This window comes from Bdellovibrionota bacterium (assembly GCA_035292885.1).
Taxonomy (GTDB): Bacteria; Bdellovibrionota_G; JALEGL01; order JALEGL01; family DATDPG01; genus DATDPG01.
Genome location: DATDPG010000039.1, coordinates 1 through 13,338, shown reverse-complemented (window position 1 = coordinate 13,338; position 13,338 = coordinate 1). Strand labels below are relative to the sequence as shown.

General features: G+C 56.8%; 13 protein-coding genes. 2 read left to right on the top strand and 11 right to left on the bottom strand.

What is annotated here, in order from left to right:
- The 5 genes from VI895_03170 to VI895_03150 all read right to left on the bottom strand — a co-directional run.
- On the bottom strand, positions 1-631 hold a 631-nt coding region (locus tag VI895_03170), incomplete at its 3' end, for an FtsW/RodA/SpoVE family cell cycle protein (protein HLG18804.1).
- Complete coding sequence (gene mrdA, locus VI895_03165; GenBank protein ID HLG18803.1) at positions 628-2,466, bottom strand: penicillin-binding protein 2; 1,839 nt, start codon at positions 2,464-2,466, stop codon at positions 628-630. The genes mrdA and VI895_03170, both read right to left, overlap by 4 nt.
- Before the next feature lie 2 nt (positions 2,467-2,468).
- Positions 2,469-3,038, bottom strand: a complete 570-nt coding sequence (locus VI895_03160) for a hypothetical protein (protein ID HLG18802.1) — start codon at positions 3,036-3,038, stop codon at positions 2,469-2,471.
- On the bottom strand, positions 3,035-3,847 hold the full coding sequence (mreC, locus tag VI895_03155) for a rod shape-determining protein MreC (protein HLG18801.1): 813 nt from the start codon (positions 3,845-3,847) through the stop codon (positions 3,035-3,037). Before mreC ends, VI895_03160 begins: the two co-directional genes overlap by 4 nt.
- A gap of 1 nt (position 3,848) precedes the next feature.
- Entirely contained in the window at positions 3,849-4,889 is a 1,041-nt protein-coding gene (locus tag VI895_03150; protein ID HLG18800.1) for a rod shape-determining protein, read from the bottom strand.
- 76 nt (positions 4,890-4,965) lie between these two features.
- On the opposite strand from VI895_03150, the gene VI895_03145 reads away from it, so the two are divergent.
- A complete protein-coding gene (locus tag VI895_03145; GenBank protein HLG18799.1) occupies positions 4,966-6,480 on the top strand; it encodes a SurA N-terminal domain-containing protein in 1,515 nt (504 codons plus the stop codon).
- Here VI895_03145 and gpmI read toward each other — a convergent pair.
- Complete coding sequence (gene gpmI, locus VI895_03140; protein HLG18798.1) at positions 6,475-8,025, bottom strand: 2,3-bisphosphoglycerate-independent phosphoglycerate mutase; 1,551 nt, start codon at positions 8,023-8,025, stop codon at positions 6,475-6,477. The two genes, VI895_03145 and gpmI, sit on opposite strands and share 6 nt — an antisense overlap.
- Positions 8,026-8,062: 37 nt before the next feature.
- Between gpmI and VI895_03135 the strand changes: the two genes are divergently transcribed.
- Positions 8,063-8,863 (top strand): alpha/beta fold hydrolase, encoded by an 801-nt coding sequence (locus tag VI895_03135; GenBank protein HLG18797.1) that lies wholly within the window; start codon positions 8,063-8,065, stop codon positions 8,861-8,863.
- 7 nt (positions 8,864-8,870) lie between these two features.
- Here the strand turns inward: VI895_03135 and VI895_03130 are convergent, their stop codons facing one another.
- The 5 genes from VI895_03130 to VI895_03110 form a co-directional block, all read right to left on the bottom strand.
- Positions 8,871-9,254: a hypothetical protein gene (locus VI895_03130; GenBank protein HLG18796.1), complete on the bottom strand. Its 384-nt coding sequence runs from the start codon at positions 9,252-9,254 to the stop codon at positions 8,871-8,873.
- A 288-nt stretch (positions 9,255-9,542) separates the two neighbouring features.
- On the bottom strand, positions 9,543-10,706 hold the full coding sequence (locus VI895_03125; protein HLG18795.1) for a type IV pilus twitching motility protein PilT: 1,164 nt from the start codon (positions 10,704-10,706) through the stop codon (positions 9,543-9,545).
- The gene (gene recA / locus VI895_03120; GenBank protein ID HLG18794.1) at positions 10,707-11,792 is read right to left on the bottom strand and encodes a recombinase RecA; all 1,086 of its coding nucleotides are present in this window, start codon (positions 11,790-11,792) and stop codon (positions 10,707-10,709) included.
- A gap of 16 nt (positions 11,793-11,808) precedes the next feature.
- Positions 11,809-13,113, bottom strand: a complete 1,305-nt coding sequence (locus VI895_03115) for a CinA family nicotinamide mononucleotide deamidase-related protein (GenBank protein ID HLG18793.1) — start codon at positions 13,111-13,113, stop codon at positions 11,809-11,811.
- A partial coding sequence (locus tag VI895_03110; protein ID HLG18792.1) for a phosphatidylglycerophosphatase A occupies positions 13,083-13,338 on the bottom strand: 256 nt, incomplete at its 5' end. The genes VI895_03115 and VI895_03110, both read right to left, overlap by 31 nt.

Here is a 13,338-nt window from a genome sequence, read left to right as displayed (position 1 = left end):
GGGATTTTTGATACGGACGAAGGGCATATCTCCACGCAAACGGTATCGCAATCAAAGCCGCCACAACCGCGAGCGCCAAAACACGGTTTCGAACGCCGACGAAGAGGATCATCGCCGCGGAGATGGAAAAAACGATAATCGCCGTTCCCAGGTCGGGCTGTTTGAGAATCAAGAGAACCGGAACGGCCGTCATCAGACCGGGCCAAAAGAGCCCGGCAAGCGACAGCGCCCGGGACCCTCTCCAGGTATGGAAGTACCGAGCCAAGCCGATGACAATCCCGATCTTCGCGAGCTCGGACGGTTGGAGTGAAAGCGGGCCGATCTGAAGCCAGCGCTGGGCGCCCAGCACACTGCGGCCGGTGAATAGAACCAACGCCACCAATAAGACGCTGAGACAATAAATCGGAAGGGAAAGACGTTCGAGCAATCGGTAATCGAAAAAGAGAACGAAGGTCGCAACGGCCGTCCCGATGGAAATCCAAACGAGTTGAGATCGAAAGAACCGCGCGGCCGGCAGATCGAATGTTGCACTGTAAAGATTGAGTAAGCTCAAGAAAAGAATCGCCGCCACACAGCTAAAGAGGGCCCAATCGAAGTGATCGATCAGTTTCGTGTCGAAAAAACGCCTCAACTGGTTCCCCCGAGATACGCCTCGATCACTTTCTTCGCGATCGGCGCAGCCACGGTTCCCCCATGCCCGCCGTTTTCGACGATCACCGACACCACGATCTGGGGATCTTCCACCGGAGCGAACGCCACAAACCAGGCGTGATCGTCGATCTTAATCCCGGAGCGCCGACCCACGACCTGTGCCGTGCCGGTCTTTCCGCCGATCGCAACGACGTCCGAGCGCGCGTGCCAGTACGCCGTCCCCCCGATCTCGTTCACAACACCTCCCAAGCCTCGAAGAATCGCCTGTCGATGCGCGTCGGTAAGGATCATCTTCCCTCGTTCAAACGTGGGAAACGGTTGCGCATCCAGGCCGTTTCTCCTCTGCGCTCGAATGGCGATTCGTGGCCGATAGAGCGTACCGCCGTTCACGACGGCCGCTACGGCCGCCGCGAGCTGAAGCGGCGTGACTTGAAGGGCACCCTGTCCGATCGCCACCGAGAGCGTTTCTCCCCCGACCCACGGCTGTTTGTACACTCGCTGCTTCCATTTTTCCGTGGGAACGAGTCCGCCTTCCTCTCGATTGATTCCGATTCCGGTTTCCGTTCCCATTCCAAATCCCATGGCATATTTGGCGAGCCGGTCGATCCCCAGACGCCTTCCCATCTCATAAAAATAAACGTCGCACGACTCCACCAAGGCACGGTGAAAATTGACCGACCCGTGGCCTCCCTTCTTCCAGCATCGTTTCGTTTCCCGCCCAAGCTTGTAATGCCCAGGACAGAACACCGTGTCGCTTTCGGCGATCACATTTTCCTCGAGCGCGGCCGCGGCGGTGATGATTTTGAACGTGGAACCGGGAGGATAAAGCCCACGGAGCGCCCGATCGTAGAGGGGGTTGAGTGGATCTTGCGTCAGCTTTTGCCAATATTCACTCGAGACTCCCCTCACGAATTGTTCCGGCGCATATTCCGGGCGACTCACCAACGCGAGTACATCTCCGTTCTTGGGATTGATCGCCACCACGGCGCCGGCATTGAGCGTAAAAGCCGCCTCGGCCGCCTCCTGCACTTTGGAGTCGATGGAAAGCAGCAGGTCCTTTCCCGCCACCGGCTTACGCGGCTGGAATCCGGGGAGCAGGTCGGAGGAAACTTCCTCTCCCAACTCCCGACCGGACGCATCTTCCACGAAAGGACGGGCGCCGTTTTCCCCCCGCAAAGCGAACTCATAAGTCTTCTCCACGCCGGATATGCCCCACACGTCTCCAAGGTTGTAGGTGGTGTCACTCCGATCCCGAATCTGTTTTAGTTCCTGCTTGTTGATTTCTCCCAAATAGCCCAGAAGGTGGCTTCCGTGGGTTCCGAAGGGATAGGACCGGGCGGGGGAATAGATGACATCAATTCCGGGGATCGAATACTGGCGCACCATAATGAGCGCCAATTGATCCCGTGTCATGTCGCGCTTGATCACCGTCGGATCGTACGGCGAGCCCGCTTCGGCCTTGTTATAGGCCGCCTCCAGTTCTCCCGCACTGAGATGCAAAAGATTCCCGACTTTCGTCAGCGTCGCCCAGAGCGATCCTTCGGCCTGAGAAGGGATCACCAAGAGATCGAAAGATGGGCGGCTGTCGGCAATGATGTTTCCGTTCCGGTCCAAAATTCGTCCGCGCATCGCCGGAATCTGTTTGATCGTGATCCGGTTCTTCTCGGAGAATTCCCGCAGCTTCCTGCCCTGAAAGATCTGCAGGTACCAGAGGCGAGCGAGCAACAGTCCGAAGGCGAATACCACCAATGTGGTCATACCCAAGAAACGGGAGCGAAAATCCTCCTGTGACCTTCGTTCTCCGACGGAAAACATCGTCACCATCCCGCCGTCGGAAGCAAAATACTGGTTCCAGTTCGATGATCCTCTCCCATCGCCCGCCGATCAAAGGCCGCCAGCATCCAATACAAAATGGGGGCGGCCAAACTATCCAATACCGTCTGAATCAAAATCGTGAGCCCCTGCGTCGCCAGGGGAACCGACACGTGATGAAAGATTTTGAGCGCCCACGTGTGAAAAACTCCGTAAAAAAACACCAGTCCCGCGGTTAAGAGAAAACCTCCGACGGATCCTTCCAAGACGATTCGCCGACTGAGCAGGAAACCGAAAACAGACATCAAAAAGAAGCTCGCCAGCGTGGCTCCGGGCCAGGCCAAACCGAACCAAGTAGCCATGACCCCGACGGTCACACCCCAACTCAGCGAACCGGAAAAGTCCCGTGAAAAAGACAGGTGCAAGAGCAGCAGAAGCGAGAGGTGAATCGTATGCCCGCCCAAAAAAGAAAGGCCGGTGCTCTTGGCGAGCATCAAAAAGAAATGCGGCAGGGCCGTGGTTTGTAGAACAAAACCTACGAAAAGAAAAAAGAGCATTCCTAAAACGCTCTTCATTTCTTCCCTCCCACCACGATCATCACCTCTTCCACGCGACGAAAATCGACATAGGGCCGGACGGAAGCGGAAAGAAAAAGACCTTCTCCGGCGGGGTCCACTCGTGTGACGGTCCCGATCGTTACGCCCTGTGGATAGACGCCGTCGAGCCCCGACGTAATCACCTCATCTCCCGCCTGAACATCCTCTGCTTTGGGCAAATATTCGAAATGGAGTTCGTCCGGGCGGCTGCCCCGAAGAATTCCGCGGGCCCGGGAACGTTGAACGACGACGTCCACGGCACTGGCGGCATCGGTCAGAAGAAGAACGTCGGAATGGTTCTCCAAGACGGTGAGAATCTGGCCGACCACGCCCCGAGCATGCAGAACCGCCATTCCCTGCAGTACGCCGTCGTCTTTTCCGCGGTCGACGCGGATGACTCGCTCGTAAGGGGAGGCCCCGGAGGCAATAACTTCGGCCGCCAACAGCTTCAAGGACCCGTGAGCGCCCATGTCCAGTAATTGCCGAAGCCGCTGATTCTCGATCCGAACCTCTTGAAGCTCGGTGATTTCACGACGCAGGCCGTCCCGCTCCTTTTTCAATTCCTCGTTCAATTTCGACGTATCCACAAGTGCGATGTAGTTTTCCCAAATCCCGCCGGCCCAATCGAGACACCCGCCGACCAAATCCTGGGACGGCTTGGCCAGCCATACGATTATTTTTTCCGAAGGCCGAAGGATCGTTTTTTGCCGAAGATTGAGCGAGATGAGCTGAATCAACAGATAGAGAACCAGAAACGCGGCTCCCACAGGCTTTAGAATTCTTTTCACTTCACTGGACGGTCACGCGCCGCAAAAGCGCTTCTTGATCCAAAACCCTTCCCGACCCGAGAACGACGGCGCAAAGAGGATCTTCGGCGATCATCACAGGTAAGCCGGTCTCTTCGCGAATGAGAACATCTAAATTTCGAAGCAACGCCCCGCCGCCCGCCAAAACGATTCCTTTGTCGACGATATCGGCGGCGAGTTCCGGAGGCGTCCGTTCCAGGGCGATTTTGACGGCTTCTACGATCATCCGGGTCGGCTCTTGCATCGCTTCCCGCGCCTCCTCCGACGTGATCTCGATCGTCTTCGGCACTCCAGCGACCATATCGCGCCCCTTGACGTCGACCTTCATCTCTTGCGCCAGAGGATAGGCGGAGCCGATGGCGATCTTGATCGCCTCGGCCGTGCGCTCGCCGATCATGAGATTGTATTTTCGCTTCATATAATTGAGGATCGCCTCGTCCATCTTGTCTCCGGCGACTCGAACGGATTTCGAAAAGACGATCCCGGCCAGGGAGATTACGGCGACCTCGGTCGTGCCTCCGCCGATATCGACAATCATGTTTCCGGAGGGTTCGGTGATCGGCAATCCGGCTCCGATGGCGGCGGCCATCGGCTCTTCAATGAGATAGACCTCCCGCGCCCGGGCCGCGTACGCCGACTCGCGAACGGCCCGCTTTTCCACCTCGGTGATTCCGAACGGAATGCAGATGACGATCCGGGGCCGAACCAAGGAGCGGCGATTGTGCGCTTTCGCGATAAAATACCGGAGCATCTCCCCGGTGATTTCAAAGTCGGCGATCACGCCGTCCTTCATGGGACGGACCGCCACGATCGAACCGGGAGTCCTTCCCAGCATCTCCTTGGCTTCCCTGCCGACCGCTACGACGCGCCGCGCATTCCGGCCGTCCTTGGCCACAGCCACGACCGACGGCTCGTTGGAAACGATCCCCTTTCCTTTGACGTAGACGAGGGTGTTGGCCGTCCCAAGGTCAATGGCAAGGTCATTGGAGAAATAGCCGAGAAGCGAATCGAAGATCACGTACACTATTTTGTATCAAACGGTCTCTAGGTCCACAAGATCGTTGATTTTTAAGGACAAATCCGATTTTGTATCAAGTCCTATGTTGAAAACGATGCGTTCCTCGGTCAGCTCCTGGACGATCAAGGCGTTGATGGTCGCTTTGATTCTTTCGTTTGTTTCTTTTTACGGCTGGCAGGCGGGGCAAGGATGCAATCCCGCGAACACCGCCGCTGTTGTGGACGGCACGGCCATCACGTCGAGAGATCTTGAATCCCGAACCAAGAATTTGGTCAACGCGTATGAGCGCATGGGGCTCCTTAAGGGAAACGTCACGCCCGACATGCTTCTCGCGCTACGCGGCAACGTCCTCTCGGCGATGATCGACGAACATGTGAAATCGACGGCAGCCCAAAAACTGGGACTCGTGGCCTCCGCCGAAGGGGTTCGCGAGGCGATTGAAAAACAATTCTCGGGAGAGGGCGGTTCGTTTGATTTCGAACTCTACAAAAAGGTATTGGCCTACCGGTTGGGGAAGACTCCCGCTGAATACGAAGAAGAACAGGCGCGAGCGCTCGTCGTTCAGGATTTCGATCGCATTTTTGAAAACACCGCTTCGGTCACGGACTATGAGCTGCGCCTCGAATACGCGTCCAAGAATGAAAAAGTGAATTTGGCCGCCGTCGAAATCGATTCCAAAACGCTGGGAGCCAAGGCCGCTCAGATTGAGACACCGTCCGAGGATGAATCGAAAGCCTATTTCGAAGGTCATCGATCCAGTTATCAGGAGCCCGAAAATCGAATGCTCGAGATCTTATGGATCGGCGTATCGGAATCGGTGTCGTCCCCCAAGGCCGAAGACGATCAGATCAATAAAGCGAAAACCACCTTGGAAAAATTGAAGGAGAAGGGCGAATCCCAGAAATCGTTTCAAGGGCTCGCATCGGATCCCACGGTTCATTACATCAAAACCGAATGGCTTCCGGCCGGCGGAACCATTCCAGGCATTCCCGACGGCGCGCAACTGCTGAGGGCCACGGCCGCTCTTTCCGAGGGGGCCATCCACGGGCCGGTGCGGGGTTTCCTCTCCCCGAACACGTATCTGATTCGCGTGGCCGGTTTCCGGGCCTCCGTCGCCCCCGAATTTCAGACGGTTCGCGGGCGGGTTCAGGACGACCTTCTGAGGGAAAAGAAGTCCGAATTGGCGAAGAAATATGCGACGGAACTTCTTGCGAAATGGCGAGCGGCGAAAAAGCCGATCGATCTCCTCGCGAAGAGCGAAAAGCTCACGGTGTCTGAAACGGGCGAATTCACCCGCGCTTCATCGAACCGCATACCGAAAGTCGGAACCAGCGCTACGGCCATGATGGAGGCATTCACGCGAACACCGGCCGATCCGTTTATTTCCGAGCCGGTGCCCAGTGGAGAGAAGATTTATATTCTCGCTCTCAAGAATCACGTCGCGCCCGATTGGGCGAAATTCGAAGAAACCAAACCCGAGCTTCAGAAAAACGCTCTGGGCGAGGCGGGACGGGCACGGGAACGGTCCTGGACCTCCGCGCTGCGGGAGAAGACGAAGATTCAGCGGCTCTCGGACGCTCCCGCGCCGCCCTCATGAACGATAGAGCAAGCTTTTTCCCGTCATCTGAGGCGGTTGTTCGAGCCGCGCCACCGACAAGATCGTCGGAATAACGTCACACAACGCGCCGTTCGGATGAATACGATACTTCTTGGTCTCCTGACCAATGCAGATCAAGGGGACCGGGTTCGTCGTGTGCGCCGTGTGGGGCGCGCCGGTCAACGGATCTTGCATCATCTCGACGTTTCCGTGATCCGCCGTAATAAATATGTCGTATTCCTTCTGCAATCCCACGTCGACGATCTCGCCCAAGCAGCGATCCGTCGCCTCCACGGCGGCCACCGCGGCGTCGAAGTTTCCCGTGTGACCGACCATGTCGGGGTTGGCAAAGTTCGCCACGAGAAAAGAGTAATCCTCACTCTTGGTCCGTTCCACCATGGTTTCCTTGACGGCGGTCGAACTCATCTCCGGCTGAAGATCGTACGTTCGAACCTTCGGCGAAGGAATCATCCGTCGATCTTCGAGCGGAAACGGATCTTCTCTCCCTCCGTTGAAGAAATACGTCACATGTGCATATTTTTCGGTTTCAGCCGTTCGGAATTGGCGCAGCCCGTTCTTGGAAAAAACTTCGCCGGCAACCATCGTGAGATCCTGCGGCAAGAACACGACCGGGTAATCGAAGGTCCGGTCGTATTGTGTGAACGTTGTCACGGACACTTTTAAATCTTTCTTCAAGGACGGCACCGGAGCGTCGTTGTTGGTCAGCGCACGCACAATTTGGCGCATCCGATCCGGACGGAAATTAAAACAGACGACCGAATCCCCGCTGGAGATCCGCCCGACGGCTTTTCCTTGGGCATCCGCGACCACGGTTGGAAGTACAAATTCGTCGGTTTCTCCCCTTTCGTACGCCTCCGACAGCGCCGCCTGTGGGTTTCTTGCACGGTGTCCCTCTCCATGCACCAAAGCTTTGTATCCAAGGTCGATCCGCTCCCACCGCTTGTCCCGGTCCATCGTGTAAAAACGCCCCGACACCGTCGCAATTTTGCCCCCTGATTTCGTGACGCTCTCTTCGAGCGTTTTTAAGAAAGGCTGGGCGCTCTTGGGAGGCGTGTCTCGCCCGTCCAGTATCGCGTGCGCAAAAATGCGGTCCCCCGGAACCTTCTCCTTCCGAGCCATTTCAATCAACGAAAGATAGTGGCGTTCGGCACTATGAACGTTCCCCTGAGAAACCAGGCCCAAAAGATGAAGCGCCCCCTCCCCTTCTCGGGCGACGGCCATGGCTTTCTTCAAAACAGCGTTCTTGAAGAACTCTCCGCTGTCGATGGCGTCGTGAATCCGAACCTGATCCTGAACCACGCGCCGGCCGCTGCCGATGTTCATGTGACCGACCTCGGAATTGCCCATAATCCCCTCCGGCAAACCTACGGCGAGGCCGGAAGCCGTCAATTGCCCGTTGGGATATTGGCCGAGATAGCGGCTGTAGTTCGGCGTAAGCGCTTGGGCGATCGCATTCGCTTTCGTCTCACGACGTATTCCCCAGCCGTCGATCACGATGAGTATGATTTTAGGATCCTTCTTCATGGCCGTGAGTTGAGGAGTGCGTAATATAACAGGACGAATGTCGACGCCAATGATTCCCCTTTGCGAACGCGATCCCCGGGCGATGCCGTTTGTCATGAACGGCACTTCGCAGGCCGTGCTTCTGCTCCATGGATTCACTGGAACGCCGGCTGAAATGCGTCCTCTGGGCGAACGCATTTCGGAAACTTTCGGCTGGCAGGTAGACGCGCCGCTGCTCCCCGGCCACGGAACAACGATTGAAGATTTCTCCCGACACACGTATGCCGATTGGATCGGAGCATCCGACGCCGAATTTCAAAAACTCAAGAATGCATTTGAACGGGTTCACTTGGTCGGACTCTCGATGGGGGCGCTTCTCTGCCTCGAGCTTGCACGGATGCACGAATTGGCGACCTCGTCACTCGTTCTCTTGGCGCCCCCCATTATTCTGATCGATCCGCTCGAACGCTTCGTCGTTTCGCTCTTTCGAATCCCGTTTTTGTCCCGACTGATTCCGACGCTTCCAAGAGACCCGCCGCTTCATCCGGATCAACTAACGTACAATCGCCATTCGACAAAGGCCCTGGCCGAATTCGGCAAGGCTCGACGCCGAACTCTTGCTATGCCTACGATCCGCTCGATACCCAGTTTCCTTGCGTTTTCCGCTGCTGATCAAACGGTGGACCCGCGATCCATCGCCTTTTTGTCGAGGCGGCTCGTTCATCCGCTCCATCGCGTCGTTCGACTCGAACGCTCAATCCATATTCTGACGTTGGGAGCCGATCGTGACCAATTGTTTACAGAAATTGAGGCCTTCCACCGGCAAATCTCCCCACCCAAGCTATTACAACAAACGTGAATGGGAACTAAGCAACCGCAATCTCAAACCCTTGCCAACCGAACACGGGTCGTAATGAGCTTCTTCGGCCTCCCTTCGATTGCCGGCGCTGAAGTTCTAGAATTCCCAGTTTTGAAAGATATTGAACGTCTCGATAAACATTCGCTTGCTCCCGCCGGAGAAACTTCGCCAGTTGGTTAATGGAGGCGGGCTTCCACTTACGTATCGCTTGAATGATCCGTAAACGCTCCCTGCTCAGCACTCTCGAGACGAGGGACAGGTCCTTAAAGCAGAGAATCATTTCGGACGTGCCTTTTGACTGGCGCTTCGACACGAGCTTCCACGAACGCTCGAACTCATCCATGGTGTCCGCTGGCGACTGAATGAGGATCTTGAATCGTTTTGGCGTCATAACACCCCTCCTAATTTTCGGACCCATCTTTCGAACTCCTTTCGGAGTCGTTTGGCGGATTGGAAACGGTACGGTTGCTCGACCCCATCGACGTGCACGTGGTCTCCTTTCCCATGGTGGTTGTCAAACAGCACTCGACATCTGCCATGCTGCACCCAGCCGTCCGTAGTTCAGGGTGACGCTGCCGAACGCTACGGATCATTCACGATTCAGGTTTTCTGCGGATCGACATTGGCGTGGGAATTCGCAGTCTACGAGCACGTCAAGAATTAGCCGCGTCCCCGGTATTCAAAATCTTTCGATTTTCATTCCGCCGGTGTCTTCGCCGCCGCCCCCGCCGACTTTCGACTTCTCAAAATCATCCCACGACGTGTCGGACGTGGACGAAATTCCCTTCACACGCAGAGCGAAGTCGTCCGGGTTGCTCGACTGGCGGAGCGCTTCCTCGTAACTGATCAGCTTTTGATTGAGAAGCGACATGAGCGATTGATCGAACGTTTGCATGCCGTACGACGTAAATCCCTGCGTGATCGCTTCGTGAAGCTCTTTGGTCCGTTCCTCGTTTTCGATCAGTTCACGCACACGGGCCGTGGTCACGAGAATTTCGCAGGCGGGCACGCGCCCCTTGCCGTCGATCCGCGGAACCAACCGCTGAGAAACAATCCCTCGTACGACGGAAGCCAACTGGAGCCGCACCTGCTTTTGCTGGTACGGCGGAAACGCCGCCACAATACGTGTGACCGTTTCTCCGGCGTCGATCGTGTGAACCGTCGACATGACCAAATGGCCGGTCTCCGCCGCCGTGAGCGCCGTCTCGATCGTTTCCAGATCTCGCATTTCGCCGACCAGAATCACGTCGGGATCTTGGCGCAGCGCCGAGCGGAGCGCCTGATTGAACGAAATCGTGTCTACACCGACCTCCCGCTGGTTGATGATGCAGCGCTTGTCGCGGATCAAAAACTCAATCGGATCTTCGATCGTAATGATGTGCGCCGTTCGTCTTGCGTTTACGAAGTCGATCATCGCGGCGAGCGTGGTCGATTTTCCGGAGCCGGTCGTCCCGGTCACGAGAACCAAACCCCTCCGCTCCATGGCGACTTTTTCAATGACCTTGGGGAGATTGAGTTCTTCGAGTGACGAAATTTTGAACGGAATTACGCGGAACACCAGCCCTACGGTCCCGCGCTGCTGGAAAACGTTTACGCGGAATCGGCCCAGACCGGGAACGCCGTAGGCCATGTCGATCTCGTTGTACTCCTTGAATTTCTCCCGCTGGAAGTTGTTCATGATCGAGAAAGCGATCTTCGCCACCTCCTCGGGAGAAAAACGCCGCGCGTCTTTGAGAGGGACCAGGGCGCCGTCGATGCGGAACATCGGCGGAAGCCCTGCTTTCAAGTGGATGTCGGAGGCGTTCCCCTTCATCGCTATTTTCAGCAGGTCGTTGAGTTCCATCTATTTTTTGCCTTTTCCGTTCCCTTTCTTGGCTTTTTCTTCCGCGCTCTCCGGACTTTCCGTCGGACCTTTCTCTCGGGTCGCGGATGGCATGGGAATACCCGCCGCCGCGTACAGTTCCACTTCGATCTGATTCAACAATTCGGGCTGACCCTTCAGGAAATCCCTCGCGTTGTCCCTCCCCTGCCCGAGCCGCTCGGTCTTGTAAGTGTACCAAGTTCCGGTCTTTTCTACGATCCCCCGTTCAGCGGCCGCGTCCAGAAGGTCTCCGGAGCGGGAAATCCCCTCCCCGTACAGAATGTCGAACTCCACTTTTTTAAAAGGCGCCGCCACTTTGTTCTTCACAACCTTCACGACGGTCCTCGAACCGACGACATCTTCGCCGCTTTTGATGGCTCCGATTCGGCGAATGTCGAGGCGGACGGAAGAGTAAAATTTGAGCGCATTGCCGCCCGTGGTTGTTTCGGGATTTCCGAACATGACGCCGATTTTCATCCGGATCTGGTTGATAAAGATCACCGAGGTTTTCGATCGGGCGATGCTCGCCGTTAACTTGCGAAGAGCCTGAGACATGAGCCGCGCCTGCAAGCCCATATGAGCGTCGCCCATTTCGCCTTCAATCTCGGCCCGCGGCGTAAGCGCGGCCACGGAATCCACGACGACGACGTCGATCGCCCCCGAACGCACGAGCACCTCGGCGATTTCCAGCGCCTGCTCGCCGTTGTCCGGCTGGGAAATCAGAAGATCGTCCGTCCGGACCCCCAATTTCCGCGCGTACGTGACATCCAGCGCATGTTCGGCGTCGATAAACGCCGCGACTCCGCCCCGTTTTTGCGCTTGCGCGATGACGTGCAGGGTCAGTGTGGTCTTTCCGCTCGATTCGGGGCCGAAAATCTCGACGACCCGTCCTCGCGGAATCCCTCCCACACCCAACGCGATATCCAGACTGGGAGATCCGGTCGGAATGACGCCGACATCTTTCACTTGGGCGATTTCCTCGCCCAAACGCATGATCGAGCCTTTTCCAAATTGCTTTTCGATGCTGGCGACAGCCAAGTCGATCGCTTTCTCCCGGTTTACATCCAACGACATGATTACTCCTTTACTTCGACGGCCTGGTTTTGGGTTGTTCGGAACTCGCCGCGAGGCGTATCAGGCCGGTGAGCGCCTCGTAAACGGCAAGCATTCTATTGTGATTTCGATCCCCGCGAAACTGATATCTCTGCACCTGCTCGATCTCGGGTCCGACCCAGGCGATGTAAGCGAGCCCAACCGGTTTTTCCGCGCTCCCCCCTTCGGGGCCCGCAATTCCCGTGGTCGCTACCGCCCAATCCGCCTGACTGCGGGATCTTGCCCCAACCGCCATTTCCCGCGCGCAGCGGTCGGACACCGAGCCGAGCCGTTCCAAGGTTTCCGCGGTGACCCCCAACAGTTCGCTCTTCGATGTGTTGCTGTACGTCACGTAACCCCGTTCGAACATCATCGAACAACCGGCGACATTCACAATCCGGCTGGCGATCTCCCCCCCGGTGAATGATTCGGCGACGCTCAAACGTAAATTTCGTCTTAGAAATTCTTCAACGATACGCTCTTCCAATGTCTCGACTCCGGTGGCAAAGAGATATTCACCCAGCTCCTTTCGAACGGCGTAATCGGCCGACAGGAGCAGCTCCTGTGTTTTTCGCTCGTTGTCCCCCAGAATGGAAAGCGTCACATGGATCTCGGGAAACGACGCCGTGTACGCCACTCGAATTTTTCCTTCCCCCGCATTGCCGAATCGGCATCGATCGACCCGTTCCTCGACATGCGACTCGGGCAGGCCGAAAATCTTGTAGATCCGTTCCACGCGGCGGCCGGACGTGCCGAGCTTTTGTTCCAATGCGGGAAATACCGTTCGCTCGAACAGCTTTTCCATTTCAAGCGGAACTCCCGGAAGACAAAACAGCGATTTTCCTTCGATCTCCGCCGCGCAGCCGGGGGCGGTTCCCCACTCGTTCGGAATCGGGCTCGTCCCGGCCGGGAGCATCGCCTGCCGGCGATTCGAATCGGTACAGCGAAGGCCCCGTTCCTCAAACCGCTTTTCGATTTCGGCGAAAATGTCCGGATGAAACTCAAGTTCGCGCCCCAAGGCCCGGGCCAGCGCTTCGAACGTCACGTCATCGGCCGTCGGGCCAAGTCCCCCGGTGGAAACGACGAAATCGGACCGGGCGAGGGCCAGGCGAAATGCTTCGGCAATGTCCTCCGTGCGATCCGAAGTCGTCTGGCGAAATCGCGGGGGCACTCCCAGCGACGTGAATCGTCGTCCCAGCCAGGCCGTGTTCGTGTCGATCCGGCGGCCGTCCAGGAGTTCGTCCCCCAGCGTGAGGAGTTCGACAATCACGACGCCGTCGCTCCGAGATAGGGCCATGCGATCCGGGCCAGATACAGAAGGAGAGCGCCCATCAGACCGGCCGCAACGTCATCGAAAACGACACCCCGTGCGCCGGGCCATTCACGATCGATGTAATTGGCGGGAAAAGGTTTCCAAATATCGAGAAGGCGAAAGAGAAAAAATCCGGCGGCATACCAAGCGATCGTCACCGGAATTCCGCACAAGGTGATCCACATTCCAATAACTTCGTCGATCACGATC

Bases quoted from the DNA above. Each gene is read 5' to 3' on its own strand.
- VI895_03130 (HLG18796.1), bottom strand. From the start codon at position 9,254: ATGACGCCAAAACGATTCAAGATCCTCATTCAGTCGCCAGCGGACACC.
- VI895_03145 (HLG18799.1), top strand. From the start codon at position 4,966: ATGTTGAAAACGATGCGTTCCTCGGTCAGCTCCTGGACGATCAAGGCG.
- VI895_03135 (HLG18797.1), top strand. From the start codon at position 8,063: ATGTCGACGCCAATGATTCCCCTTTGCGAACGCGATCCCCGGGCGATG.
- VI895_03115 (HLG18793.1), bottom strand. From the start codon at position 13,113: ATGGCCCTATCTCGGAGCGACGGCGTCGTGATTGTCGAACTCCTCACG.
- VI895_03125 (HLG18795.1), bottom strand. From the start codon at position 10,706: ATGGAACTCAACGACCTGCTGAAAATAGCGATGAAGGGGAACGCCTCC.
- gpmI (HLG18798.1), bottom strand. From the start codon at position 8,025: ATGAAGAAGGATCCTAAAATCATACTCATCGTGATCGACGGCTGGGGA.
- VI895_03160 (HLG18802.1), bottom strand. From the start codon at position 3,038: ATGAAGAGCGTTTTAGGAATGCTCTTTTTTCTTTTCGTAGGTTTTGTT.
- mrdA (HLG18803.1), bottom strand. From the start codon at position 2,466: ATGTTTTCCGTCGGAGAACGAAGGTCACAGGAGGATTTTCGCTCCCGT.